This window comes from Caballeronia sp. INDeC2, from assembly GCF_023631325.1.
Classification (GTDB): domain Bacteria; phylum Pseudomonadota; class Gammaproteobacteria; order Burkholderiales; family Burkholderiaceae; genus Caballeronia.
On the sequence record NZ_JALQDG010000009.1, the window covers coordinates 21,817 to 46,651 of the forward strand.

Here is a 24,835-nt window from a genome sequence, read left to right on the forward strand (position 1 = left end):
CCGAACGCAATTCGGTTGAGTTCTCGGTTGCTGGCTTCAGGCCAGATCGAACGCGGCTTTGGCCGTCTTGTCGTTGGAATCCTGTGCTTCGAGCAGGTCGAGCGCGGCGCGCGCCGGCAGCCCTTCGCTGTCGCCGATCACCTGAATCGCCAGCGCGCCGATGCGGTTGCCGCGCGCGATCGCGTGGCGCACGTCGCGTCCTTCGAGCAGCGCGCTCACGACCCCGACCGCGAAGCCATCGCCCGCGCCGACCGTATCGACGACATTCTCGACCGGCACGCCCGGCACGATGCCCGCTTCGCCGTCCGCCGTGCGGAAGTACGCACCATGCGCGCCCAGCTTCACGACGACGCCCTTCGCGCCACGATCGAGATAGAACGCGGCGATGTCTTCGGGTTTCGCATGGCCCGTCAGCGTCAGGCCTTCGGACACGCCCGGCATCACCCAGTCGGCCAATGCGGCAAGCGCGTTGAGCGACTCGGCCATCGCCTCGCGCGACGGCCAGAGCGTCGGGCGCAGGTTCGGATCGAACGAGATCGTCTTGCCTGCTGCACGCATTTCGCGGGCCATGTGGAAGGCGAGTTCGCGCGAGCTCGCCGAAATCGCGGGGGCGACGCCCGTCAGATGCAGATGGCGCGCGCCGAGCACGTAGTCGGCGACGTAATCGTCGAGCGACAAGTGGCTCGCAGCCGACCCTTTGCGAAAGTATTCGACAGCCGGATCGCTGCCGTCGTCGCACTTGCCCTTGAGCTGAAAACCGGTCGGATGGCGCTCGTCGATCGTCACGCGGCTCGCGTCGATGCCTTCGGACGCGAGCACGTCGAGCACGTAACGCCCGAACGAATCGTTGCCGACGCGGCTCATCCAGCCCACCTTGAACCCGAGGCGCGACAGCCCGATCGCGACGTTCAGGTCCGCGCCCGCGACGCGCTTCGTAAATTGACCGGCCTTCGCGAGATCGCCGGTGACGGCCGCGACGAACATCGTCATGGCTTCGCCGTAGGTGACGACGTCGAGCGCTTCGGGCTTGGTTTGCATGTCGAGTCCTTTGCAGATGAATGCTGAATGCTTGATGCTTAATGCAGAATGCGTAATTCAGAATGCCGCGATGCGCGCGACCTGGCGCGCGGCGTCGGCTTCGAGCGAAACATCCGCGCCGGGGATGAACGGATATTCGATGCCACGCGGCACATCGCCCGGCAAATGCGCGAGCAGCGTCGCGAAACGCGCGTCACCGTTTGCGGGCGCGGCGGCAAAACGGCGCGCGCCCGCGCCGATGACCGCCTTGCAATGCACGTAGGCGACATGCGGTGCGAGCCGCGTGGCCGCGTCGAGGGGATCTTGTTCGGCCCAGTGCCAATTGCCGGTGTCGAAGGTCATCGCAAGGCCGCTTTGCTGCGGGAGCGCGGCGAAAAGCGCTTCGAACGCTTCGATCGTCCCGCCCGCCTTCAGTTGCCCGTTCTCGACGACGACGCGCGCTTTAGATGCGGCGATGCCCGTCATCAGGCACTCGAGCGTGACCGGATCGGTCGCGACGCCGCGCGCCGTGCCGCCCAGTTGCAGCTTGACGATTCGCGCGTTCAGCGCCGACGCTTCGTCGATGGCGAGCCCTAGCGCTTCGCGGTCGAGCGAGCCGTCGTCATGAAAAAGCGTCGCAGGCGTCGAATAGACGGCCCACAAACCTAGCGCGCGGATGCGTTCGCCGAGTTGCGCGAGCGCTTCGGGCCGCGCGTCGGCATCGCTCGCGAACAATTCGCGGCGAACTTCGAAGCCGTCCGCGCTCGCGCGCGCCGCAGCGGCGGCCCAGACGCCGTGGTCGTCGCGCCGGATCGCGTCCGCGCCAAACGCGCTCGCGACGATCACGACCTCAGTGCCTTCTCTATTGCTTCGAGAATTCTCGTCCACTTGCATCTCGCTGTCGGTCTCAACGGCAAAACCGTTTGGAACCGGTTCCATAAACGTTTCTCAAAAAAGACGCCGCAGCGCCTCGTTGAGAACGAATGGTGCGTCGACCGCCGTCGACGCGCCATAGTGGAATTCCCTAGCCGAACAAGCCTGGCTCGTCGCACAACTCCAGAAAGCGCGCCGCAACGCGCGACGGCGTCGCCGCATGCGGGAGCAGAATCGAAAAGCGCCGTGTGAGCGGCTTCGGTGCGATGCGCACGCGCCGCAGCGCGCTGTCCTCGTGGCGAATCGACATCGCCGACACGAAGCCGATGCCCATACCCGCGCGCACCGCCTCCTTCACGCCCTCGACGCCGGCGATTTCGAGCGCGACGCGCATTGGCGCATCGCAGTCCGCGAACGCGCGCTCGATGACCTGCCGCACGCCCGAGCCCGGTTCGCGCAGCACGAGCGGGTGTTGGCCGAGGTCATCGAGCGTGGCGGAGTCGCGCCCGTCGGCGAGCGGATGGCCGTTCGGCAGAATCGCGACGATCTCGTCCTCGCGCCACGACGTGACCGTCGTGCCGAGCGGCAGCTCGTTGCCCGGCGAGCCTTCGACCAGCGCGATATCGAGCGAACCGAGCGCGGCGACGATATCGGCGGTGTTGCCGTCGATGGTCGTCACGACGACCTCCGGATAGCGTTTGTGAAACGCCGCGATCAGATAGGGCAACAGATAGCTCGCGGGCGTCGTGCTGGCGCCGATGCGCAGTGTGCCGCGCTCGAGCCCGCGCAACGCGTCCCGCAGCGCGTGCGCCGCGCGGAACGTCTCGCGCAGTCGCTCCGCGTGGCCGAGCAACTGTTCGCCGGCGGCGGTCAAACGCACGCCGCGACCATCGCGTTGATACAGCGGCTCGCCGAATTCCTCCTGCAGAAGCCGCAACTGGCCGGACACCGCAGGCTGCGACAGATGAAGCGCCACCGCCGCGCGGCTGATATTGCCGTGCTCCGCGACCGTCGCAAAAGTTATCAGTTGTTCCGGGGTCATTTACCGTAAAAATAAGCACGTCCGATACTTTGCATTCTAAATCACGATTTTTCATATTGATATATCGGGAATAGGATTAGCCCATCGAGTCATCAATTCCAAACGGGTTTATCCATGTCCACGGTTCAGTCCGCACACAAACTCGCGCCCGCCGCGTCCTCCACACGCGGGCAGCTCAACGGCATCCTGTTCGTCGCGTTGTTCGCCGCGGCCGTCACACGCCTCGCCAGCATTCCCGCCATCGCCGGCCTCGGGATCAGTCCGTTGATCGTCGGCATCGTCGCGGGTGCGGTGTACGGCAACGCGCTGCGTCACGGCATGCCCGACAGCTGGGCGGCAGGCGTCAACTTCTCCGCGCGCAAGCTGCTGCGGATCGCGGTCGCGTTCTTCGGACTGCGCGTGAGTCTCCAGGAAATCGCGCAAGTCGGTGTGTCGGGCTTCACGGTGTCGGTGCTGATCGTCGTCAGCACGCTCGTGATCGGCACGTGGGCCGGCATGAAGCTGATGAAGCTCGATCGCGACACGGCGCTCCTCACGGCAGCCGGCAGCGCGATCTGCGGCGCGGCGGCGGTGCTCGCGTTCGAATCGACCTTGCAATCGAAGCCGCACAAGAGCGCGATGGCCGTCGGCAGCGTCGTGCTGTTCGGCACGCTCTCGATGTTCCTCTACCCGCTCGCGCTCAACGCCGGCTGGCTGCATCTCGACACGCTCGGCGCGGGCCTGTTCTTCGGCGGCACGATCCACGAAGTGGCGCAGGTCGTCGGCGCGGCGAGCAACGTAAGCCCGGAAGCGACGCATATTGCGACTATCGTGAAGATGACGCGCGTGATGCTGCTGGTTCCCGTGCTGCTCGTGATCGGCTTCTGGATCAACCGTTCGCGTGCCGCGTCGGCGGATGGTTCGGCGCACGGCAAAGGCAAGATTGCGGTGCCCTGGTTCGCGCTCGGCTTTCTCGCGCTCGTCGTCGTGAATTCGCTGCACGTGCTGCCCGATGCCGCAACGAGCACGATCAACACGCTCGACACCTTCGCCCTCACGATGGCCATGACCGCACTCGGCATGGAGACGCGCATCGCTCAGATCCGCGAAGCCGGCCCGCGTGCCCTCGCCACCGGCGCCATCCTGTATGCATGGCTCATCGGCGGCGGTCTGGCGATCACGCTCGGCGTCGAAAAGCTGTTGGGCTGAACGATGCACTGAAACACTGAAATACCGATGCGCGCGGCCGTCCCCGTCGCGCGACATCGCTTTTTGAAGGAGCACTCATGGAACACGGCGCTCGCACCCAGAACGAGAAGCTCGATGTCAAGACCACGACGTGCTACATGTGCGCGTGCCGCTGCGGCATCCGCGTGCATCTGCGCGACGGCGAAGTCCGCTACATCGACGGCAATCCGAACCATCCGCTCAATCAAGGCGTGATCTGCGCGAAGGGCGCGTCGGGCATCATGAAGCAGTACTCGCCCGCGCGTCTCACCCAGCCGCTGATGCGAAAACCAGACGCATTGCGCGGCGAAGCGCAATTCGAGCCGGTCTCATGGGACGTCGCGCTCGACACGCTCGAAAAACGTCTCGCGCATCTGCGCGCGACCGATCCGAAGAAGTTCGCGCTCTTCACGGGACGCGATCAGATGCAGGCGTTGACCGGCCTCTTCGCGAAGAACTTCGGCACGCCCAACTACGCGGCGCACGGCGGCTTCTGCTCGGCCAACATGGCGGCCGGGATGATCTACACGATCGGCGGCTCGTTCTGGGAATTCGGCGGCCCCGATCTCGATCGCGCGAAGCTCTTCTTCATGATCGGCACGGCGGAAGATCATCATTCGAATCCGCTCAAGATCGCCATTTCGAAGTTCAAGCGCGCGGGCGGCCGCTTCATCGCGATCAATCCGATCCGCACGGGCTACGCGGCCATCGCCGACGAATGGGTGCCGATCCGCCCCGGCACCGACGGCGCGCTCTTCATGGCGCTGATCCACGAACTGATCGCCGCCGATGCCTGGGATCACGAGTTCGTCACGCGCTACACGAACGCGGCGGAACTGCTCGACTTGAACGAAGCGAGCGATACGTTCGGGCTCTTCGTGAAAGACGGCGATACGCCCGAGCGCAACGCCCTCTTCCCGCAAAATCATCTGTGGTGGGACAAGAAGACGAATCGCGCGGTCGCGCATCATGCCGACGACGCCGAGCCCGCGCTCGAGGGCCGCTTCACGCTGGATGACGGCACGCCCGTCACGCCCTCCTTCGCGCTGCTGCGCGAGCAGGTGGCGTCGTGCACGCCCGAGTGGGCCGCCGGCATCACCGGCATTCCCGCCGCGACGATCGAGCGTCTCGCCGCCGAAATGATCCAGGTTGGACGCGATCACAAGATCACGCTGCCGATCGAATGGACCGACAGTTGGGGCAAAAAGCACGCTACCGTGACAGGCAATCCCGTCGCCTTTCACGCGATGCGCGGCCTCGCCGCACACTCGAACGGCTTCCAGTCGATTCGCGCGCTCGCGGTGCTGATGTCGCTGCTCGGCACAATAGATCGCCCGGGCGGCTTCCGTCACAAATCGCCGTTTCCGCGCGCAGTGCCGCCGTCCGCCAAACCGCCGAATCATCCCGATCAGGTCAAGCCGAACACGCCGCTCGCGAGCGGTCCGCTCGGCTGGCCCGCCGCGCCCGAAGACCTCTTCATTCACGACGACGGCACGCCCGTGCGCATCGACAAGGCGTTCTCATGGGACTATCCGCTCGCGGTGCACGGCGTGATGCACAGCGTCATCACGAACGCGTGGCGCGGCGATCCTTACCCCATCGACACGTTGATGATCTTCATGGCCAACATGGCGTGGAATTCGTCGATGAACACAATGGAAGTGCGCAAGATGGTCGCCGACAAGAGCGCCGACGGCGAGTACAAGATTCCGTTCATCGTCGTGTGCGATGCGTTCCAGTCGGAGATGACCGCATTCGCCGATCTCATTCTCCCTGACACCACCTACCTCGAACGCCACGACGCGATGTCGATGCTCGATCGCCCGATCTCCGAGTTCGACGGTCCCGTCGATTCGGTGCGCGTGCCGGTCGTGGCGCGCACGGGCGAATGCCGCCCGTTTCAGGAAGTGCTGGTCGAACTCGGCAGCCGCCTCAAGCTGCCCGCGTTCACGACGCCCGAAGGCGAGCGCAAGTATCGCGACTATCCGGATTTCATCGTCAATCACCAGACGGCGCCGGGATCGGGCGTCGGCTTTCTGATCGGCTGGCGCGGCAAGGATGGCAAGGATGCGCTCGTCGGCGAACCGAATCCGAACCAGTGGGACGAGTACGCGAAGCACGATTGCGTTTATCACTACACCTTGCCCGAGTCGCTGCAGTACATGCGCAACTGCAACGGGCCTTATCTGCAATTCGCCGTCGATAAGGGCTTTCGCAAGTTCGGCGAGCCGATCCTGATCCAGCTCTACTCCGACGTGATGCAGAAGTTCCGCCTCGCCGCGCAAGGTCGCACGAAAGGCAGGCAGCCGCCCGAGCACCTGCGCGCGCGCATCGAGCAATATTTCGATCCGCTGCCGTTCTGGTACGCGCCGCTCGAGCTCGATACGACGAATCTCGACCGCTATCCGCTCGCGGCCGTCACGCAGCGCCCGATGGCGATGTATCACTCATGGGATTCGCAGAACGCGTGGCTGCGGCAGATCCACGGCGAAAACATGCTGTACATGAATCCGCGCATGGCGAAGGCGAACGGCATCGAGGACGGCGGATGGATCTACATCGAATCGCAATGGGGCAAGGTGCGCTGCATGGCGCGTTATAGCGAGACGGTCGAGCCGGGGACGGTGTGGACATGGAACGCGATCGGCAAGGCGTCGGGCGCATGGAGTCTCGGCCCGGATGCCAACGAATCGCAACGCGGCTTCCTCCTCAATCACCTCATCACCGACGAGCTTCCCGCTTCAGGAGACGAAGGCACGCGCTTCTCCAACTCGGATCCGATCACGGGACAAGCGGCGTGGTACGACGTGCGCGTGCGCGTCTATCCTGCCGAGGCCGGTGCGCGCCACACGCTGCCGCAATTCGCGCCGATGCGGCCATCGCCCGGCATGCCGGGTCCGATCCAGCGCGTCGTGCAGACATACTTCGCCGGGCGCGGCGAGTTCGCGGCGCGTTTGCGCAACGTCATCAAGCGAAATGCGGGCAACTGAAGGAGACCACCATGACTCAAATGGCCCTCGTGATCGATCTGAACGTGTGTGTCGGATGCCATGCGTGCGTGACGAGTTGCAAGGAGTGGAACACGTCCGGCGAAGCGGGCAGTCTCGCGGATCAGCGCCCCTATGACGCCGATCCGTCCGGCACCTTCTTCAATCGCGTGCAGACCTATGAAGCGGGTGAGTTTCCGCTCGCCGACACGATCCACTTTCCGAAGTCCTGCCTGCACTGCGAAGACCCGCCGTGCGTGCCCGTCTGTCCGACCGGCGCGAGCTACAAGCGCAAGGAAGACGGGCTCGTGCTCGTGGATTTCGACAAGTGCATCGGCTGCAAGTATTGCGCGTGGGCGTGTCCATACGGCGCGCGCGAACTCGATGAAGAACGCAAGGAGATGACGAAGTGCACGCTGTGCGCCGATCGCATCTACAACGAGGCGCTGCCCGAGCGCGATCGCAAACCCGCGTGCGTGCTGGCGTGTCCGACGTCGGCGCGGCTCTTCGGCGATATCCACGATCCGGAGTCGGTGGTCTCGAAGGCGATCGAGGAGCGCGGCGGCTATCAGCTGATGCCCGAATGGGAGACGAAGCCCGCGAATCATTACCTGCCGCGACGCCCGGTGAACGCTTGCGGCAGCGGCGGCTCGTGCGGTTGTCATTCCGGCGACGACGCCTCACTCGAAGCGCACGGCGACCTCAATCTCGCGGCTATGGCCGTGCGCGTCTGACTTCATCGGAGCTCGAACATGAAACCCGCGTTTTCCGTCGTGTTTCTCACGACTTTGAGCGGCGCCGCACAAGGCTTGCTGATCGCGCTCGTCGGCGTCGAATTATTTGCGAAGCTCGGTTTGACCGGATTGCCTTCGCAGATGTTTTTCGTCATCGGCGCGGCGTTGTCCGTCGTGCTCGGCGCGCTCGGACTAATCGCTTCGTTCTTTCATCTCGGGCATCCGGAGCGCGCCTGGCGCGCGATCGCGATGTGGCGCACGTCATGGCTCTCGCGCGAATGCCTGTGTTTGCCCGCGTTTCTCGCGTGCGTTGCGTTATACGGCATCGCGCATTGGCTCGGCACGCCGTGGTCGCTCGCCATCGGCATGATCGGCGCGATTGCGTCGGCGGCGCTCTTCGTCTGCACCGCGATGATCTACGCGTGCCTGCGTTTCCTGCAGGAATGGGCCACGCCGCTCACGATGGTCAACTTCGTGCTGCTCGGCTGCGCGTCCGGCTTCACGCTCGCGACCGCATGCGCCGCGTGGCTCGCGCCATCGGTCGCGGCGGGTCTTGCGGCGTGCGCCTGTACGTTGACGCTTGCGGGCTGCGCGACGCGCGTCGCCGCGTTGAAGCGCAATGCCCGCTTGCGGCCGAAGTCGACCGTGCAAAGCGCGACGGGCATCGAAGGACCGAACGTCGTGCAGAAATCACGCGGCTTCACGGCAGGCGCGTTCAATCTGCGCGAGTTCTTTCACGGACGATCGACGCAGGCGATCGCGCGCATCAAGTGGACGTTTCTCGTCGGCGCGTTCGGCGTGCCGTTCGTGCTGATGCTGCTCGGCATCGGCGCGCAGTCGGCGGCGCTGTTCGGTCTGGCGTTCGTCACGCAGTATCTGGGCCTCGTCGCCGAACGATGGTTCTTCTTCGCCGAAGCGCGGCATCCGCAGAACATCTACTACGCGCGCGCTTCGTGAATCGCGTTTCCGTTTAGACCGCGAACTTCAACGCCTGAGCGAAATCGGCGATGAGATCGTCGGTATCTTCGATGCCCGCGGACAGACGCAGCATGCCGTCCGAAATGCCCATCGACTTGCGCACTTCCGGGCCGGCTTCGAAGAAGATCGTCGGCGCGACCGGAATGATGAGCGTGCGCGTATCGCCGAGGCCCGTCGCCTTGACGGGCAACCGCAACGCGTTGACGACTTCGATCATGCGATCCGCGTTACGCAGTTCGAACGACAGCAGCCACGACGCGCCCTTGAACAGCGCCTGCGCGATCTCGTATTGCGGATGACTCTTCAAGCCCGGATAGAACACACGCCCGATGGCCTCATGCCCTTCGAGAAACTGCGCGAGCGCGAGCGCATTCTCGCTGCATTTCGCGACGCGCAGCGCGAGCGTTTCCGCGCCCATCGCGATGGAATGCGCCTGCTCCGACGACAGCGATCCGCCCATATCGCGCAGACCCTTCTTTCGGATCTGCAGAAGCCCCTGCTCCTTCGATGGCGAGCGGCGGTAGTCGTCGGCGATGTTCGGGTACGCGTTCCAGTCGAAGAGACCCGTGTCCGTCACCGCGCCACCGAGCGCCGCGCCATGTCCGGCAATGGTCTTCGTCAACGAATTGACGACGAGACTCGCGCCGACCGCCTTCGGCCTGAACAGCGCGGGCGACGTGATCGTATTGTCGACGACGTACGCGAGACCACGCTCGCGGCACAACTCGCCGATGCCAGCCAGGTCGGGAATCTGCGTGCCCGGATTCGCGATGGTCTCGACGAACACCATGCGCGTGTTCGGCCGGATCGCGTTCGCGACGTTCGCGGCGGACGTCGAATCGACCATCGTCACGTCGATGCCGAGCGTTCTCAAGGTGCCGAAGAGGCTGTTCGTGTTGCCGAACACGTAGCGGCTCGACACGACATGATCGCCCGCGCGCAGCAACGTGAGGAACACGGCCGTGAGCGCCGCCATGCCGGTGCTGAAACAGATCGAGCCGACGCCTTCTTCGAGGCTCGTGATCTTGCGCTCGAGCGCGGCGGTGGTCGGCGTGCCTTGGCGCGCGTAATTGAAGCCGCCTTTTTTCGTGCCCTGAAAGACGCCGATCAGATCTTCCACGCGCTCGAATCCGTACTGGACCGATGTGTGGATCGGCTGACGTACGCCGCCATGCTCTGCGCCCACGCTTCTGTCGCCGTGAACGATGCCAGTGGTAAAGCCTTGCTTGTCCATCAATTCTCCGCTACGTCGAAAACGCAAAACATCGATTTTGCACGATCTGGGCGGATTGATGGCATCGCGGCGAAACGGGAACGCGTGTTGCTCGCCCGAGCCTTCGTACGCGCGCTTCGTCGCACGCTGAAAACGCGCACACTCAATCGTCGCCGCGAACGCGGCACGCAACGACCAAGGAGCCTTTTCACATGGCTTACGAACTTCATTACTGGGACGGATTGCAGGGCCGCGGCGAATTCGTGCGGCTCGCGCTGGAGGATGCGGGCGCCGAATATATCGATGTCGCGCGCGAATCGAAAAGGCACGGGTACGGCATGGACGCAATGATGAAAGTCCTGAACAGCAAGACCGAGCCGCATATTCCCTTCGCCCCGCCGTTCCTGAAAGACGGCGAGCTGATCGTGCCGCACGTCGCGAACATCCTGCTGTATCTCGGACCGAAGCTCGGCCTCGCGCCGAAGGACGAAGGCCTGCGCCATGTCGCGCACGGCCTGCAACTGACGATCGCCGACTTCGTCACCGAAGTGCACGACACGCATCATCCGCTCGCGAGCGATCTCTATTACGAGGAACAGAAGGATGCGGCGAAAATCCGCACGCGGAATTTTTTCGACAAGCGCGTGCCGAAGTTCATGAAGTACTTCGAGCGCGTGCTGAAGCAGAATCCGCACGGCGATACGCAGATGGTCGGCGATTCGGCGACTTACGTGGATCTTTCGATCTTCCAGATCGTCGACGGCCTGCATTACGCCTTTCCGCGCGCGATGAAGAAGTTCGGCACGCAGTATCCGCGCGTCGCGGCGATTCACGACGCAGTGCTGCAAAGGCCGAACATCGCGGCTTATGTCGATTCGGAACGGCGTATCCCGTTCAACGAATCGGGTATTTTCAGGCACTATCCCGAACTCGATCAGGACGCTTGAACCTCAACGCAAACCAGGAGCCAGCATGGTAGAAACGATTCCTTCCTTCGGTCTCGGCACGTTCCGCGTCGATGCCACGAAAACCACGAACGCGGTGAAGAGCGCGCTGCAAATCGGTTACCGTCATATCGACACGGCGCAGTTTTACAACAACGAGGCGGCTGTCGGTCAGGGCGTGCGCGATTCGGGCGTGCCGCGCGACGACATCTGGGTCACGACGAAAGTCTGGTGGGAGCGGCTCTCGCGCGATGCGCTCATCGCGAGCCTGAAAGACAGTCACGCGAAGCTCGATATCGGCACGATCGATCTCGCGCTCGTGCACTGGCCGTCGCCCGACGGCGCGGTGCCGATCGCCGAAACGCTCGCGGCGATGCAGGAAGCGCAGAAGCTCGGCCTTATCCGTCATTACGGCGTGTCGAATTTCACCGCGCCGCTGCTCGAAGAGGCGCTGAAAGCGCCGGGCGGCAAGGAGATCGTCACCAATCAGTTCGAAGTGAGCCCGTTTCTCGCGAACCGCAAGCTCGTCGATGCGACGCAGCAACTCGGCGTCAAGGTGACCGCGTACATGCCGCTCGGCGAAGGCCGCGCGCATACCGACGCGACGCTCAAGGCGATCGCGCAGAAGCACGACGCGACGCCCGCGCAGGTGACGTTCGCGTGGCTCTTGTCGCGCGATATCGTGGTGCTGTCGGCATCGACGAATCCGGAGCATCAGCAGGCCAACTTCGACGCGCAAAGGCTCAAGCTCGACGCCGACGACATCGCAAAGATCGACGCGCTCGACGAAGGCAAGCGCCACGCGAATCCGCCGTTCGCGCCGAAGTGGTGACGCGCGGTGTATTAGATGCAGCCCGGCTGAGAGGCCGGGTTTTTTTATGCCTGTGGCAAGCATGCCCGCAGCGCCGTCCTGCAATGCTATCCTTGCGAGTCGCTTATTCCGTTTGCTTCTAAGCTTTCCACGATTTCGCAAAAGTGCTCTCATTTCTGCTCAAGCTGCGAACACGCGCGCAACAGCTCTTTCGTCTGTCGGACTCGCATACGATGCTCGTATGGGCGGTCGTCGTCGGCGTGGCGGGCGCGTTCGCGACGTCCGTCTTTCGTGAAGGCATTCAGGTCCTGCAACGTCTTCTCGGCAATCCTTCGGAAGGGCTCGTCGCGCTTGCGCATGTGCTGCCTTGGCCCGTGCGTGTGCTGCTGCCGGCCGTGGGCGGCCTCATCGCGGGCGTCTGTCTGCTGATCGCGCGCAAGCACGCCAGCAAGAACGCGAGCACGGACTACATGGAAGCCGTCACCATCGGCGATGGAGTGGTGCCCGTCTGGCAAAGTCTCTGGCGCAGCCTGTCGTCGCTCATCACGATTTCGAGCGGCGGTTCGATCGGCCGCGAAGGTTCGATGGTGCAACTCGCCGCGCTCGCATCGTCGCTGATCGGACGCTGGGTCCACTTCGATCCGCCGCGCCTGCGTCTGCTCGTCGCGTGCGGCGCGGCGGCCGGTATCACGTCGGCGTACAACGCGCCCATCGCCGGCGCGTTTTTCGTCACCGAACTCGTGCTCGGCTCGATGGCGATGGAAAGCTTCGGACCGGTCGTCGTCTCGTCGGTGGTCGCCAATATCACGATGCGCGAGTTCGCCGGTTATCGCCCGCCGTACGAGATGCCGGTGTTTCCGACCGTGACGGGCGTCGAAGTGCTGCTCTTCGTCGTGCTCGGGCTTTTGTCGGGCGTGCTCGCACCGTATTTCCTGCGGCTGCTCGCGGCATCCAGAAAGCGCTTTTCGACGCTGCCCTTGCCCTTGCCGGTGCGTCTTGCGCTCGGCGGCCTGATCGTCGGCGTGATCTCGATCCGGTGGCCCGAAGTCTGGGGCAACGGCTACGAAGTCGTGAACTCGCTGCTGCACGAACCGTGGACGTGGACAGCGCTGCTCACCGTGCTCGTCTTCAAGATCGTCGCGACGGCGGCCACCGCCGGCTCGGGCGCGGTCGGCGGCATCTTCACGCCGACGCTTTTCGTCGGCGCGGTGCTCGGCTGTCTGTACGGCATCGGCGTGCACACGATCTGGCCGGACTCGACTTCCGCGCCCTTCGCCTACGCGATGGTCGGCATGGGCGCGTTTCTCGCCGCCGCCACGCACGCGCCCCTCATGGCGATCCTGATGATCTTCGAGATGACGCTCTCGTATCAGGTCATGCTGCCGCTGATGCTCTCGTGCGTGATCGCGTACTTCATCGCGCGCACGTCGGAACAGACGTCCATGTACGAAGTCACGCTGCGCCGCAATCGTGAGGAGAAAGAGCGCCTGCGCCTCGCCGCGACGCAGATGCGCGAACTCGTCAAGCCCGCCGATACCGTCGTGCCGCTCACCGCCAACATCAAGGACATGACGCGCGTGTTCCTCGAATATCCGGTGAAGTATCTCTATGTGGTCGATGAAGCCGAGCGCTTTCGCGGCGTGGTCGCGCTGAAGGACATCACCTCCGATCTGCTCGACGAGCACGACACCAAAACCAAGACCGCCGCGGACTATCTTCAGCCGCAATTCGACGTGCTCACGCCCGACATGTCGCTCGGCGAGGCGCTTCAGCACTTCCTCGCGTTTCAGGGCGAACGGCTTCCGGTGATCGAGAAAAAGACGCAGCCGCTCTTGCTCGGCGTCGTGTACAAAACGTCGCTTCTGGACGCATACTTCCGTTTGAATCCGACGTCGCGCTGAAACTGCGCAGGCGTGCAATTTCGTGGCGCGCAACCAAGCGTGCGCGCACGCTTGACGCGTGTCGGACCGACTTCACATTTCACTCGAAGTATCTTCGCGCGACGCCCACTCGTCGCGCCCGTGCGCGCATCGTGCGAACGGACGATGTGCACGGCGAGCGGCGCATAGGTTTATCGGCATAGGCTTTGCTTGGTGCCTTACGCTGCTCACGTGAGGAGGGGTTGCCCGATGAAGACCTCAACGTTGTTGTCGATGGCCCTGGTTTCGGTCTCGTGCTACGCCGCGCCGCTGCACACGAGTTCGACTGACGATTCGACCGCCACCATTGCCGCGACGCGCGCCGCGCTGCGTGTGAACGCCGCGCCCGTTGCGCCGCCTGCGCCCGACATCTCGGCGCAGGACCTCGATCATGCGCGCTGGCGTCATGTGCCGCTGCCGAAGTCGCGTGCACCGAACCACGGCATGGCGAGCCAGCCGATTCAGGTGCAGACCTGACGCGCCCTCCTCTCCACTGATTCGACCTCGGACCCTTGGAATGACCGACACGCACGCAAAAAACGCCTTGAACGACGAGCCGATCAACGATGAGATCGCCCAGGTGCTGCGCCTCGTGAAGTATCCCGCCAACAAGGACGGGATCGTCGACGCTGCGCGCGAAGCCGGCGTCTCCAACGACGTCATCACCGTGTTCGACGGGCTGCCCGAACAGGACTATCCGGACGCGAACGCCGTCGAGCAATTGCTGGGCAGCAATGGCGGCCCGGGAATCTCGATCTGATCGTGCTCGCGCGATCCCGGTCAGGTCGTACAAAGCGTTCTTCATCAAAGGCTTAACGCCGATACGCCAGCCTTTTCAACACCGCTATCCACAGAAATTGTGGATAAGTCGGGTGTCGGATAGCTACGCATCTTATGAACGGAAAAGTGGCGCGATCCGCGCCGCGCGAGGATTCCGGCATGGAATCAAGAAACTAGATGAGTCGCCAAGTGGTTTTCCACAGCCCTTTCCCCGTGCGCTGGGGATAAGTTATGCAAAGCCCGGGATGCGTTGACCCATCATGAAGCGCTCATGACTTTCCGTTGAGCGTCAATCATTTAGCAGACTTTTAGAGACGTTTTCAACAGGGTGCTCCCCAATTCGTGGGGACAACCCGTGAGGACGGCTGCGACGATATGCCCACGGTCTGATCCCCGGAATTTATGTCCATCTTGCTTTGTAATACAAAGTAACCCGATGGCATAATCCCCGCACTCGGGATCTCAACAATCTTCACCTTCATGCGCAGTCGCTTCCATCGACGAACCGGTTCAGTACTGGCATTGCTCGCAATGCTGCTGATCACGTTCGCGCCGATGGTCTCGCAACTGCTCGCGGCCAATGCTCAGGCCGGCGATCCAAGCGCCGAACTCTGCTCGGTGCATGCGTCGACGTCCGCGGCCGAACTGCCCGCCGGCCATCACGCGCCGGACGCGCTCGCCCATCTCGACGATCAGGCCTGCGGCTATTGCCATTTCTTCGCGCATGCGCCGGCGATCTCGAACCCACGCGCCTCCGCGTCGCTCGATGTTCCGGCGCGCCGCACCGTCGTCGTCGCGCTCGTTCGCGTCGGGCGTCCCGCTCCTGCCTTCACCACGGCGCAATCACGCGCGCCACCGGTTCTCATCTGACTTCGTCCAAACGGATCGATGCCATCGCGGCATCGGATGGCGTCGCGCGCCGGTAGCGTCGCGCCACGCGTTTTCAACACGAATTCAAAGAAGAACCATGCTCACTCTCTCTGCGAGCGGCGGCCGCGTGCCGTCCGTCTATCTGCGCACGCGCACAGGCGCCCGATCCTTCGACATCGCGAGGACGCAGCCGTGAAGCGACTCGCCCGACAAAGCGCCCTCGTGACGGGCATCACCGCGCTGTTCGCCACGCGCGCCTTCGCTCAAGCCGCGCAACCCACGCAAACCAGCCAGCCCACGACGCTGCCCGCCGTGATCGTGCAGGGACAGGCGCAACATTCGCTGACATCGCAAAACGTCGCCGAACAAAAGCGCACGCTCGATCATACGGTCGGCTCCGTGGGCTTCGTCGACAGCGCGGACTATCAGAACACCTACGCCTTCACGCTGCGCGACGTCCTCAAGAACGTGCCCGGCGTATTCGTGCAGAACCGCTACGGGCAGGAGCTGCGCGTGTCGATTCGCGGTTCGGGCCTCGCGCGCGGGTACCATACACGCGGCTTGGAGATCCTTCAGGACGGCATCCCGACCAATCTCGCCGATGGCAGCGGCGACTACTATCAGATCGATCCGCTCGCGCTGCAATCCGTCGATGTCTACAAAGGCGGCAACGGCCTCGCGTATGGATCGTCGATGATGGGCGGCGCGATCGATTTCGTGACGCCCAGCGCCTACACCGCCGAAGCGGCCAACATACTGCGGCTCGAAGGCGGCAGCTACGGCACGGTCAGAGGCAGCGCGCAGTTCTCGCGCGTGATGGGCCCGCTGGATTTCATCGGCACGTTCTCGGTGAATCATGCGGACGGCTATCGCGATCACGAGCGCGGGCAGTACGAACAGTTCAACGCGAATATCGGCTATCGCTTCTCGCCGAGTGTCGAGACACGCTTCTATCTGGGCGCGTATGTCGTGGATCAGCAGTTGCCCGGCACGCTATCACTGAGCGACGCGCTTAACAATCCGACGAAGGCCGCCGCGAGCGCGCTGTCCGGCGATCAAGCGCGCGATACGCGCACCGAGCGCATCGCCAACAAGACGACCGTCAAGCTCGATGTCGGCCAGCTCGACTTTGTGACCTGGGCGATCCACAAGAGTCTTTATCACCCGATTTTCCAGGTTATCGATCAGGACGGCTGGACCTACGGCTTCGCGCCGCGCTATACCGCGACATTCAACGTCAGCGGGATGCGCAACGACCTGATCGCCGGCGCGCGCTTCTTCGGCGGCACCACGCAGGCGCGGCAATACGTCAACGTGTCGGGCAACGAAGGCGCGCAGACACTCGATTCGACGCAAAGCGCCTACAACTACGAGGCGTATGTCGAAGACCGCCTGTTCTTCCTGCCGACGTTCGCGCTGATGGCCGGCTTCAAGGCCTTGCGCGACGTGCGCAAGTATGTCGATCACGGCGGGCTCGCGGCCGACCCGAACTACAAGTCGGCGAGCGAGACGTTCAGCGGCGTGAATCCGAAACTCGGCTTGATGTGGCAGCCGAATCGCGAGATCCAGGCTTATATCGACATCACGCGCAGCCAAGACGTGCCGGATTTCACCGATCTCACGCAGACCTTCGCGAACACCACGCGCTTCACGCCGCTCACGTCGCAACATGCGTGGACGCTCGAACTCGGCACGCGCGGCACACGCGATCGCGTGAGCTGGGATCTCACTGCGTATCGGTCGCTCGTGCGCGACCAGTTGCTGCAATACACGACGAACCCGGACATCCCGGCATCGACCTTCAATGCGAACAAGACGGTGCTGCAGGGCATCGAGGCGGGCGTATCGGTGGATGTTTGGCGCGATGTGACGCGCGCGGGCGCGGGCGACAAGATCACGCTATCGGGCTTGTGGAATCTCAGCGATTTCCGCTTCAAGGACGATCCGCAGTACGGCAATAACCGCATTGCGGGCGTGCCCGTGAATGTGCTTCGCGCGGTGCTCGGCTACTCGCGGCCCGACGGATTTCACGTGTCCGCATCGGTCGATTGGGTGCCGGCCGGCGCCTGGGCCGACGACGCCAACACGCTGCGCGTGCCAGGCTATACGTTGCTCGGCGTGCAGGCGGGAATGGACTTTCGCAACGGCCTGTCGGTGTTTCTCGATGCGCGCAATCTGACCAACAAGCGCTACGTGAGCGACATCAGCACCATCGCGAATGCGCAGACGGCGTCGTCGACCGCGATCTTCTATCCGGGCGAAGGCCGCAGCATCTTTGCGGGCGTGCGGTACGCCTTCTAACCGCGCGAGGCTCAGCTCCCCCGATACTGCGCCGCACTCGCCGGCGCAGGCGCGGCGGGCTTCTTCGCGCCCTTGTCCTTCGCCGCGCCGCTCGCCGCCGCATCCGACGACATATACGCCGGCGCCGCCTTCGCCTGCTGCTTCTGACCGGCGGGCGGCGCGCTCGGCGGGCGGCCGATGTCGGCGAGCATCTGCTGGCAAGGCAGCGGCTTGCTGTTGCTCGGCGCGATGAGCGGAATCAGCGCCGCGAACGGATTGATCAGCCCCAGACCTACGGCGGCGGCGCCGCGCAGCGCAAGGACCGGACTCACACCGACATGCGGATCCTTGAACGTGCCCTTCACGTAAAGCGGCGAACGCAGCGAGAAAATGCGCAAGCCCTTCGTGTGCGGATGGATGCCCAGGTCCATGTCCTCCGTCTTGAGATTGATGGTGCCATCGACGTTGATGACCGCGTCGTCGGTATCGAGCGCGAAGACGCGCGAATCGAGCACGCCGTCGGTCACGACGAAATCCGCCGCCGCGCAGTTGATGTTCACGTCGCGCTTGCCGAAGAGCTTCTCGTACACGACGTTCGCCACGTTCAGCCCCGCCGCCTCCATGTACAGACGGCTGACGGTCCCCTGCGTGATGAGCGCCTTCACCTCGCCGTTCGACGTCGCCGCGAGCGCCGCGGGCGAGTTGCCGGTGGCGGAGAGCGCGGCGTCACCGTTGATCTCGCCGAGCGCGGATTGCATCGTCTTTACGGTCGGGAAAAGCTGCTTCAGCTTCAGATGCCGCGCCTGCGCCGATACGCGTCCCTTCAGCGGCGCGGCGCTGCCGTCGAGATGAATGTTCGATGCGAGCGATCCACCCGCCACGCCGAACTTGAGCGGCTCGAACGAGAGCACGCCGTTCGTCATCAGCACGTGCGTGTACAGGTTGGTGATCGGCAGATCCGGATCCTTGACGATGCGCTCGCCGGTGAACTTCACGTCGGCGTCGATGGCCTTCCAGCGATCGGTCTTGAACTCCTCGGTCGGCAGCGCCTTCGAGGTCGGCTGCTTTTCCGTCTCGCCGCGCTTGGCCTTGCTCGCGTTCGAATCGGCGCCGATGATCGGCGCGAGATCCTTGAACTGCAACAGATGCGACACGAGCTCGCCCTGCAGGAGCGGCCGCGGCTTCTTGCCGGCATACACGAGCGATCCGTTGATGTCGCTGCCGCCCACGCGCCCCGTGAAGTTCTCGTAATGGAACACGTTGCCGTCTTCGCGGAACTGGCCGGTCAGCCGCCCTTCCGTGGCGAAAGGCGGCGTCTCGGGCAGCGTCACGCCGGTGAACGGATAGAGATGCGCCATGCTGACGGCCTGGATCCACAGCCGCAGATCGAGCGCGGCGAGATGCGCCGGATCGGTCACCGTGCCGACGAACGCAATATGCGTGTCGCCCAGGCGCACGTCGGCCTGGACCGGGAACGGGCGTGTCGCGTCCTGCACGGCCAGCACGCCGCCCAGCTTGCCGTCGCCTGACACCTTGCCGCCGTTGTACGTGCCCTTCACGTTCCAGCCGAACGCGTACGGCGGAATCGGCGGCTTCGGCCCTTCCTTGGTCGTGATGCTGGTATTCGCCGACGTGCTCGCCGGATTGGGCGCGGACGCATTCGCCGCGGCAGCCGCCGACGCCGCGGACGCCGCCGACGCTTCGGACGCCGCGGCCGCATCGGCCTGTTTGTTGAGCTTCGCCGCGCCGCTCTTGCCGACCATTTCCGCCGACGACTTCGCGGACGCCGCTTCCTGCTGCTTGAGCGCATCGCCGATCGGCACGGGCTGCCCGAGCGTATCGATGACGACCTGCATCTCGGCCTTGGTGACTTCATCGTGCACGTCGACGGTGCCCTTCGCGAGCGAGATGTCGCCGAGCCTCAGATTCCACGTCGACGGTTCCGTCGATTGCTTGAACTTGAACGTCCAGTTGTTGCGATTGTCCTTGAGCCGCTCGATATCGATCGACGGATTCACGAGATTGATCGTCGGGATCACGATGTCGTGCGCTAGCAGCGGCAGCACGGCCACCTGAAAATCGATCTCGTCGAGCGTCGCGAAGAATTTCTGGCGCGCCCAGTCCGGATTCGCGATGGTGATTTTTTCAGCGGAGAAGCGCGGCCACGGCACCCAGCGTTTCCAGCCCGTTTCGTTGGGCGGACGATGCCAGCCCACTTTCAGATCGCCCGTGATCTCGAAGCGGCGGCCGATCGCTTCGGACACTTTGTCGTCCACCCAAGGCCGCAGACGGTTCCAGTCGAAGGTCAGGAATATGACCACCAGTATTGCGATCAGAACCGCCAGAACGGCAAAAACCCATGCGACGATCCTTCCGATTTTTCCGGTCGTTCTGGCCTGCGGCATGACGGCTCCATCCGTTTTTTCTGATTATGAGTGCGGCAGCACATAGTGTGCCCGCGCAAGCCGCGCCGGTTGTCGCATAGATGGCCGCTGAACACCGAATGTCCGTAAGATGTCCGCTCGAAGCACTCGACCCCACATAAATAGATGCCTTTTACGCCTTCTATCGAGCTGGTCGCCGCGCACGGCGTCGTGCGTCGCGATGCGCTTCGCGGCGCGGTGCTTCTGCATCCCACGGAGTTCGTGCTTTATGCGGGCCAGCGCGCGGCGATCACCGGGCCCTCGGGCTCCGGCAAGAGCGTCTTTCTGCGCGCGCTCGCGCTGCTCGATGCATGCGACGCCGGTTATGTCGCGTGGCGCGGCGAGCGCATCGCACGTGCGGGCATACCGGCTTATCGGCGGCGCGTCGCGTATATCGCGCAGCGTCCCACGATGCTCGATGGCACCGTCGAGGACAATCTGCGCTATCCGTTCACACTGAAAACCTATCGCGATACGCATTTCGATCGCGACGCGGCGACGCGGCTGGCGCAAGCAGCCGGGCGCGGCGCGGATTTCCTCGACAAGCTCGCGAGCGATCTGTCAGGCGGCGAAGCGCAGATCGCGGCGCTCGTGCGCGTGCTGCAACTCGCGCCCGATGTGCTGCTGCTCGACGAGCCGACCGCATCGCTCGATCCGGCATCGGCGCGTTCGATCGAAGCGCTCGTCGGCGCGTGGTTCGACGCTGGGCCGGAGCGCGCGTGCATCTGGGTATCGCACGATGCGGAACAGGCGCGGCGCGTCGCCACCCGTCACCTGACGATGGACGCGGGCGTGCTCGGAGGCGACACGCGATGAGCGGCTATCAGAACCTCAGTCTCTTCGATATCGGCCTGGCGGCGGCGCTGATCGTCGTCAACGGCGCGCTCTCGGTCGCGCTCGATCTCGGGCTTGAACGCAAGCTGCTCGTCGCCGCGATCCGTACCGTCGTGCAATTGCTGCTGATCGGCTATGTGCTCGGCTGGGTGTTCGCGTTCGATCGCTGGTATGTGGTGCTGCCGCTGATGGCGCTGATGACGATCATCGCGGGCTTTGCCGCTTCCGGCCGCGGGCGGCGGACTTACGCGGGACAGCGCGCGGACAGCGTCGCGTCGATCTGGGGCAGTTCGTGGCTGATCGGCGCGTTCGGGCTCTTTGTCGTGATCCGGATTCATCCGTGGTACGAGCCGCAATACGCCATCCCGATTCTCGGCATGATTCTCGGCAACACGCTGACGGGCGTCTCGCTCGGCATCGAGCGCATGACGGAGGAACTGACCGCCGGACGCGCGGCGGTCGAGATGTCGCTCGCGCTCGGCGCCTCGCGCTGGGAAGCGGCGCAAGGGCCCGCGCGCCAGGCCGTGCGCGCGGGCATGATTCCGACCCTGAACCAGATGGCCGTGGTCGGTCTCGTCAGTCTGCCGGGCATGATGACGGGCCAGGTGCTCGCCGGGCAGTCGCCGTTGCAGGCGGTGCGGTATCAGATCGTCATCATGTTTCTGATCGCGGCGGCCTCGGGGCTCGGCGTGGTCGGGGCTGTCGTGCTGACGTATCGGCGGCTCTTTTCGAGCGATCACCGGTTCATGGCGTCGAAGCTCGTCGAACGAAAAGCCCGTAGGCGCGCGGCATAGCTTACTCGCCGTTGTACGCCCGCTCGAGCGTCGCGAGATCGAGCTTGATCATCTCGCGCATCGCCTTCATGGTGCGATCGGCCTTCACCGGGTCCGGGTCCTGCAGCATCTTGAGCAGGCGCCTCGGCGCGATCTGCCACGTCACGCCGAAGCGATCCGTGAGCCAGCCGCAGGCCAGCGACTGGCCGCCGTCCAACAGCTTGTCCCAGTAGTGGTCGATCTCTTCCTGCGTATCGCATTTGATGAACATCGACATGGCCGGCGTGAACCTGAATTCCGAGCCGCCGTTCAGCGCGAGGAACGCCTCGCCTTCCAGTTCGAACAGGACTGCGAGCACGCTGCCCACCGGTCCCGGACTGGACTCCGTATGACGCATGATCTCCGTGATGCGCGCATTTCTGAAGGTGTCGACATAAAAGTTCGCGGCCTCTTCGGCGTTGGCGCCTTCGAACCATAAACAGGGCGAAATCTTGTCCATGTGCGAGTCTCCGTTCGAGGATTCGTGCGTCACGCGCACGGTTGCTGCCCGATCGCCTGCTTCATTTCTTCCGGGCTCACGTCGCGCACGTGCGTCGCGACCGACCATTGATGACCGAACGGGTCTTCCAGACGCCCGTAGCGGTCGCCCCAGAACATATCGGCGACAGGCATCGTCACTTTCGCGCCGGCGCTTTCGGCCTGTTTCACGGTGGCGTCGGCGTCTTCGACATACAGGTGAATCGTGACTGGCGAAGGGTTGCCGGCCTTCGGACCGACCGAGCCATATTGCGGAAATTCGTCGACGAGCATCAGCGTCGAATCACCGATTTTGACCATCGCGTGCATGAGCTTGCCGTCCGGTCCGGGGATGCGGCCCAGCTCGACCGCGTCGAAAGCGCGCTTGTAGAACTCGATCGCATCGGCCGCGCCCGCGCAGACGAGATGCGGGGTCAGCGAATGCATGTCTTCGGGGATCGGTTTGACGGCGGAAGTGGACATATCGGCTCCGTGTTGTGAATGAGGCGCGCCGGTTTGGCGCGGCTCTCACACCCTACAACGAACGGACAGCCGGTCAATCGACACGACTACGCACGCCGCCGTCAAATTTTGTTGGTCCGCGTGTGGATAGCCTCGGGGATAGCTTATTTCGAAGGCCGTTCCGCGAGCGATTGAATCAGTGCCTCAAGCCGCGAAAAATTGACGGGCTTGGTCAGATGATCGCGAAAACCCGCTTCGCGGCAGCGGCGAATATCTTCGTCCATGCCGTAGCCCGTGATCGCCACGGAAGGCTTGTCGGGCTGAACGGTCTGCCAGGCGCGCGCGATGTCGAGCCCGCTGCCGTCGGGAAGGCCGATATCGCTGACGAGCAGATCGAACGGCCCGCCCCTCGCGCGTTCGAGCGCCTGCGCGACCGTAACCGCGACCGTCACTTCGTGGCCGAGCATTTCGAGCACTTCCGCCATCGCCGACGACGTCTGCTCGTTGTCCTCCACGAGCAGCACCCTGAGCGCGCGCCCCTGCTCCTGACTCGCGGCCTCGACGCGCGGCTCGTCCTCGTGCGCGGGCTGAACCCTCGCGAGCGGCAGCGTGAGCGTGAAGCGCGCGCCGGTGTCGCGCCCTTCGCTATGGGCGGAGAGCGTGCCGCCATGCTTCTGGGCCAGCGTGCTCGCGATCGCCAGTCCCAGCCCGAGACCACCGAACGAGCGAGTGATCGAATCGTCGGCCTGCTCGAACGCGGAGAAGATGCGCGGCAGCGCCTCGGCGCTGATGCCGATGCCGCTGTCCGTCACCGACACGGCGATCGTCGCCGGATCGGGATTCCAGGTGCGCACGTCGATGCGCCCGCCCGCCGGCGTGAACTTCACCGCGTTCTTCATCAGGTTCCAGACGATCTGCTGCAGACGCGCCGCATCGCCGAGCACGACGAAGCGGCCCGCATCGAAGCGCGTGTCGAGCGTCAGGCCCTTCGTGCGCAGATCGGCTTCGGACATGTCGAGCGCGCTCGTCAGCAAGGTATCGAGCGCGACGTTCGCGAAATTGAGCGACAGCTTGCCGCGCGCGATACTCGTCAGATCGAGCAGGTCGTCGATCAGACGCGCCTCGAGCTCGACATTGCGGCGGATGAGATCGAGCGTCGGATGCGCCTCGCGCGGCAGCGAATGCTTCATTTCGAGCAGGCGCACGGCCGCGAGAATCGGCGTGAGCGGCGTGCGCAACTCATGCGACAACACCGCCAGAAAATGGTCCTTCGCGCGATTCGCGGATTCCGCCTGATCCTTCGCGAGGCGCAGCGCGTCGGCGGCCATGTGGGCGTCGGTCGCGTCGCGCACGATCTTCGAGAAGCCGATCAGCTCGTCGTGCTCGCTGCGGATTGCGGTCGTCACGCCCGAGGCGAAGAACGAATGGCCGTCCTTGCGCCAGAGCCAGCGGTCGTCGCTCGCGCTTCCTTCGCGCCGCGCCGTCTCCAGCTCCGCGTCGAAGACGCCCGCTTCGCGGTCTTCCTGCGCATAGAAGATGCTCGCGGACTGGCCGAGCACGTCCTGCGCGGGAAAGCCCAGAATGCGCTCCGACGCCGCGTTCCATGTGCGGATGCGCCCCTCGGGATCGAGCGTGATGACGGCGTAATCTTTCAATGCATCGATGAGCAGGCGGAAATGCGTCTCCGTCTCGCGCAGCGCGCGCTCGACCGCGATGCGTTGCGCGCGCTCGGCGCTTTCGCGCATCGCGCGGCGCACGACCGCGGGCAGGCGTTGCAGGCGCTGCTTCAGCACGTAATCGGTCGCGCCGCGCTTGAGCATGTCGACGGCATGTTCTTCGCCGAGCAAACCCGACACGAAGATGAACGGCGTATCGGGCGAGCGCTCGCTCGCGATCGTGAGCGCCTCGATGCCGGAAAACGTCGGCATCACGAAATCGGCGAGGATGACGTCGAAACGCTTTTTCCCGAGTTCGGCGATGAACGCCGCGGAGTCGTACACGATCGACGCATCGACGGCGTAATCCGCGCGCTCAAGCTGGGCGATCGTCAACTCCGCATCGAGTGCGTTGTCTTCGACCAGGAGCAGATGCAGGGGCTGCATGATCTAGACGTCCTCTTGAAAGGACGCTTGGGCGGACACCGGACTGGGCGAGTTCGTGAACATGGGCACTG

21 protein-coding genes are annotated in these 24,835 nt (G+C 64.1%); 13 read left to right on the forward strand and 8 right to left on the reverse strand.

The window, feature by feature from the left end:
- Positions 1-36: 36 nt before the first annotated feature.
- From NCS28_RS07445 to NCS28_RS07455, 3 genes are all read right to left on the reverse strand, one after another.
- Positions 37-1,038, reverse strand: coding sequence for a sugar kinase (locus tag NCS28_RS07445; protein WP_250513221.1), 1,002 nt, complete (start codon positions 1,036-1,038; stop codon positions 37-39).
- A gap of 57 nt (positions 1,039-1,095) precedes the next feature.
- Positions 1,096-1,911 carry a sugar phosphate isomerase/epimerase family protein gene (locus NCS28_RS07450; RefSeq protein WP_502801164.1) on the reverse strand — a complete coding sequence of 272 codons (816 nt, stop codon included), beginning with the start codon at positions 1,909-1,911 and terminating at the stop codon, positions 1,096-1,098.
- Between the two features lie 130 nt (positions 1,912-2,041).
- On the reverse strand, positions 2,042-2,932 hold the full coding sequence (locus tag NCS28_RS07455) for a LysR family transcriptional regulator (RefSeq protein WP_250513223.1): 891 nt from the start codon (positions 2,930-2,932) through the stop codon (positions 2,042-2,044).
- A 114-nt stretch (positions 2,933-3,046) separates the two neighbouring features.
- On the opposite strand from NCS28_RS07455, the gene NCS28_RS07460 reads away from it, so the two are divergent.
- From NCS28_RS07460 to NCS28_RS07475, 4 genes are all read left to right on the forward strand, one after another.
- Positions 3,047-4,120 (forward strand): YeiH family protein, encoded by a 1,074-nt coding sequence (locus NCS28_RS07460; RefSeq protein WP_250513224.1) that lies wholly within the window; start codon positions 3,047-3,049, stop codon positions 4,118-4,120.
- A gap of 77 nt (positions 4,121-4,197) precedes the next feature.
- Positions 4,198-7,128, forward strand: a complete 2,931-nt coding sequence (locus NCS28_RS07465) for a molybdopterin oxidoreductase family protein (RefSeq protein ID WP_250513225.1) — start codon at positions 4,198-4,200, stop codon at positions 7,126-7,128.
- 11 nt (positions 7,129-7,139) lie between these two features.
- On the forward strand, positions 7,140-7,859 hold the full coding sequence (locus NCS28_RS07470) for a 4Fe-4S dicluster domain-containing protein (RefSeq protein ID WP_250513226.1): 720 nt from the start codon (positions 7,140-7,142) through the stop codon (positions 7,857-7,859).
- Positions 7,860-7,877: 18 nt separating this feature from the next.
- Positions 7,878-8,816, forward strand: a complete 939-nt coding sequence (locus NCS28_RS07475; protein ID WP_250513227.1) for a dimethyl sulfoxide reductase anchor subunit family protein — start codon at positions 7,878-7,880, stop codon at positions 8,814-8,816.
- Between the two features lie 13 nt (positions 8,817-8,829).
- Here the strand turns inward: NCS28_RS07475 and NCS28_RS07480 are convergent, their stop codons facing one another.
- Entirely contained in the window at positions 8,830-10,071 is a 1,242-nt protein-coding gene (locus NCS28_RS07480) for a cystathionine gamma-synthase family protein (RefSeq protein ID WP_250513228.1), read from the reverse strand.
- 191 nt (positions 10,072-10,262) lie between these two features.
- Here NCS28_RS07480 and NCS28_RS07485 point away from each other — a divergent pair, with 191 nt between their 5' ends.
- The 7 genes from NCS28_RS07485 (at position 10,263) to NCS28_RS07515 (ending at position 17,675) form a co-directional block, all read left to right on the forward strand.
- Entirely contained in the window at positions 10,263-10,997 is a 735-nt protein-coding gene (locus NCS28_RS07485; protein ID WP_250513229.1) for a glutathione S-transferase, read from the forward strand.
- 25 nt (positions 10,998-11,022) lie between these two features.
- Positions 11,023-11,826: an aldo/keto reductase gene (locus tag NCS28_RS07490; protein ID WP_250513230.1), complete on the forward strand. Its 804-nt coding sequence runs from the start codon at positions 11,023-11,025 to the stop codon at positions 11,824-11,826.
- 143 nt (positions 11,827-11,969) lie between these two features.
- The gene (locus NCS28_RS07495) at positions 11,970-13,706 is read left to right on the forward strand and encodes a ClcB-like voltage-gated chloride channel protein (protein WP_250513231.1); all 1,737 of its coding nucleotides are present in this window, start codon (positions 11,970-11,972) and stop codon (positions 13,704-13,706) included.
- 228 nt (positions 13,707-13,934) lie between these two features.
- Entirely contained in the window at positions 13,935-14,201 is a 267-nt protein-coding gene (locus NCS28_RS07500) for a hypothetical protein (RefSeq protein WP_250513232.1), read from the forward strand.
- Positions 14,202-14,241: 40 nt separating this feature from the next.
- On the forward strand, positions 14,242-14,484 hold the full coding sequence (locus NCS28_RS07505; RefSeq protein WP_250513233.1) for a DUF2795 domain-containing protein: 243 nt from the start codon (positions 14,242-14,244) through the stop codon (positions 14,482-14,484).
- Positions 14,485-14,984: 500 nt separating this feature from the next.
- A complete protein-coding gene (locus tag NCS28_RS07510) occupies positions 14,985-15,374 on the forward strand; it encodes a DUF2946 domain-containing protein (protein ID WP_284504791.1) in 390 nt (129 codons plus the stop codon).
- Positions 15,375-15,566: 192 nt separating this feature from the next.
- Positions 15,567-17,675, forward strand: a complete 2,109-nt coding sequence (locus tag NCS28_RS07515; protein ID WP_250513235.1) for a TonB-dependent receptor family protein — start codon at positions 15,567-15,569, stop codon at positions 17,673-17,675.
- Positions 17,676-17,686: 11 nt separating this feature from the next.
- Here NCS28_RS07515 and NCS28_RS07520 read toward each other — a convergent pair whose 3' ends face one another.
- Positions 17,687-20,059, reverse strand: a complete 2,373-nt coding sequence (locus NCS28_RS07520; protein WP_250513236.1) for an AsmA family protein — start codon at positions 20,057-20,059, stop codon at positions 17,687-17,689.
- A 144-nt stretch (positions 20,060-20,203) separates the two neighbouring features.
- On the opposite strand from NCS28_RS07520, the gene NCS28_RS07525 reads away from it, so the two are divergent.
- Both NCS28_RS07525 and NCS28_RS07530 read left to right on the forward strand, forming a co-directional pair.
- Complete coding sequence (locus NCS28_RS07525) at positions 20,204-20,893, forward strand: ABC transporter ATP-binding protein (RefSeq protein WP_250513237.1); 690 nt, start codon at positions 20,204-20,206, stop codon at positions 20,891-20,893.
- A complete protein-coding gene (locus NCS28_RS07530) occupies positions 20,890-21,705 on the forward strand; it encodes an ABC transporter permease (protein ID WP_250513238.1) in 816 nt (271 codons plus the stop codon). The genes NCS28_RS07525 and NCS28_RS07530 overlap by 4 nt, the downstream gene beginning before the upstream one ends.
- A gap of 1 nt (position 21,706) precedes the next feature.
- On the opposite strand, the gene NCS28_RS07535 is transcribed toward NCS28_RS07530, so the two are convergent.
- From NCS28_RS07535 to NCS28_RS07545, 3 genes are all read right to left on the reverse strand, one after another.
- Positions 21,707-22,183, reverse strand: coding sequence for a VOC family protein (locus NCS28_RS07535; RefSeq protein ID WP_250513239.1), 477 nt, complete (start codon positions 22,181-22,183; stop codon positions 21,707-21,709).
- Between the two features lie 29 nt (positions 22,184-22,212).
- A complete protein-coding gene (locus NCS28_RS07540) occupies positions 22,213-22,683 on the reverse strand; it encodes a VOC family protein (RefSeq protein WP_250513240.1) in 471 nt (156 codons plus the stop codon).
- A gap of 143 nt (positions 22,684-22,826) precedes the next feature.
- The gene (locus NCS28_RS07545; protein ID WP_250513241.1) at positions 22,827-24,764 is read right to left on the reverse strand and encodes a hybrid sensor histidine kinase/response regulator; all 1,938 of its coding nucleotides are present in this window, start codon (positions 24,762-24,764) and stop codon (positions 22,827-22,829) included.
- Between the last annotated feature and the right edge of the window lie 71 nt (positions 24,765-24,835).

Bases quoted from the DNA above. Each gene is read 5' to 3' on its own strand.
- NCS28_RS07445 (WP_250513221.1), bottom strand. From the start codon at position 1,038: ATGCAAACCAAGCCCGAAGCGCTCGACGTCGTCACCTACGGCGAAGCC.
- NCS28_RS07450 (WP_502801164.1), bottom strand. From the start codon at position 1,911: ATGCAAGTGGACGAGAATTCTCGAAGCAATAGAGAAGGCACTGAGGTC.
- NCS28_RS07455 (WP_250513223.1), bottom strand. From the start codon at position 2,932: ATGACCCCGGAACAACTGATAACTTTTGCGACGGTCGCGGAGCACGGC.
- NCS28_RS07460 (WP_250513224.1), top strand. From the start codon at position 3,047: ATGTCCACGGTTCAGTCCGCACACAAACTCGCGCCCGCCGCGTCCTCC.
- NCS28_RS07465 (WP_250513225.1), top strand. From the start codon at position 4,198: ATGGAACACGGCGCTCGCACCCAGAACGAGAAGCTCGATGTCAAGACC.
- NCS28_RS07470 (WP_250513226.1), top strand. From the start codon at position 7,140: ATGACTCAAATGGCCCTCGTGATCGATCTGAACGTGTGTGTCGGATGC.
- NCS28_RS07475 (WP_250513227.1), top strand. From the start codon at position 7,878: ATGAAACCCGCGTTTTCCGTCGTGTTTCTCACGACTTTGAGCGGCGCC.
- NCS28_RS07480 (WP_250513228.1), bottom strand. From the start codon at position 10,071: ATGGACAAGCAAGGCTTTACCACTGGCATCGTTCACGGCGACAGAAGC.
- NCS28_RS07485 (WP_250513229.1), top strand. From the start codon at position 10,263: ATGGCTTACGAACTTCATTACTGGGACGGATTGCAGGGCCGCGGCGAA.
- NCS28_RS07490 (WP_250513230.1), top strand. From the start codon at position 11,023: ATGGTAGAAACGATTCCTTCCTTCGGTCTCGGCACGTTCCGCGTCGAT.
- NCS28_RS07500 (WP_250513232.1), top strand. From the start codon at position 13,935: ATGAAGACCTCAACGTTGTTGTCGATGGCCCTGGTTTCGGTCTCGTGC.
- NCS28_RS07505 (WP_250513233.1), top strand. From the start codon at position 14,242: ATGACCGACACGCACGCAAAAAACGCCTTGAACGACGAGCCGATCAAC.
- NCS28_RS07510 (WP_284504791.1), top strand. From the start codon at position 14,985: ATGCGCAGTCGCTTCCATCGACGAACCGGTTCAGTACTGGCATTGCTC.
- NCS28_RS07520 (WP_250513236.1), bottom strand. From the start codon at position 20,059: ATGCCGCAGGCCAGAACGACCGGAAAAATCGGAAGGATCGTCGCATGG.
- NCS28_RS07525 (WP_250513237.1), top strand. From the start codon at position 20,204: ATGCCTTTTACGCCTTCTATCGAGCTGGTCGCCGCGCACGGCGTCGTG.
- NCS28_RS07530 (WP_250513238.1), top strand. From the start codon at position 20,890: ATGAGCGGCTATCAGAACCTCAGTCTCTTCGATATCGGCCTGGCGGCG.
- NCS28_RS07535 (WP_250513239.1), bottom strand. From the start codon at position 22,183: ATGGACAAGATTTCGCCCTGTTTATGGTTCGAAGGCGCCAACGCCGAA.
- NCS28_RS07540 (WP_250513240.1), bottom strand. From the start codon at position 22,683: ATGTCCACTTCCGCCGTCAAACCGATCCCCGAAGACATGCATTCGCTG.
- NCS28_RS07545 (WP_250513241.1), bottom strand. From the start codon at position 24,764: ATGCAGCCCCTGCATCTGCTCCTGGTCGAAGACAACGCACTCGATGCG.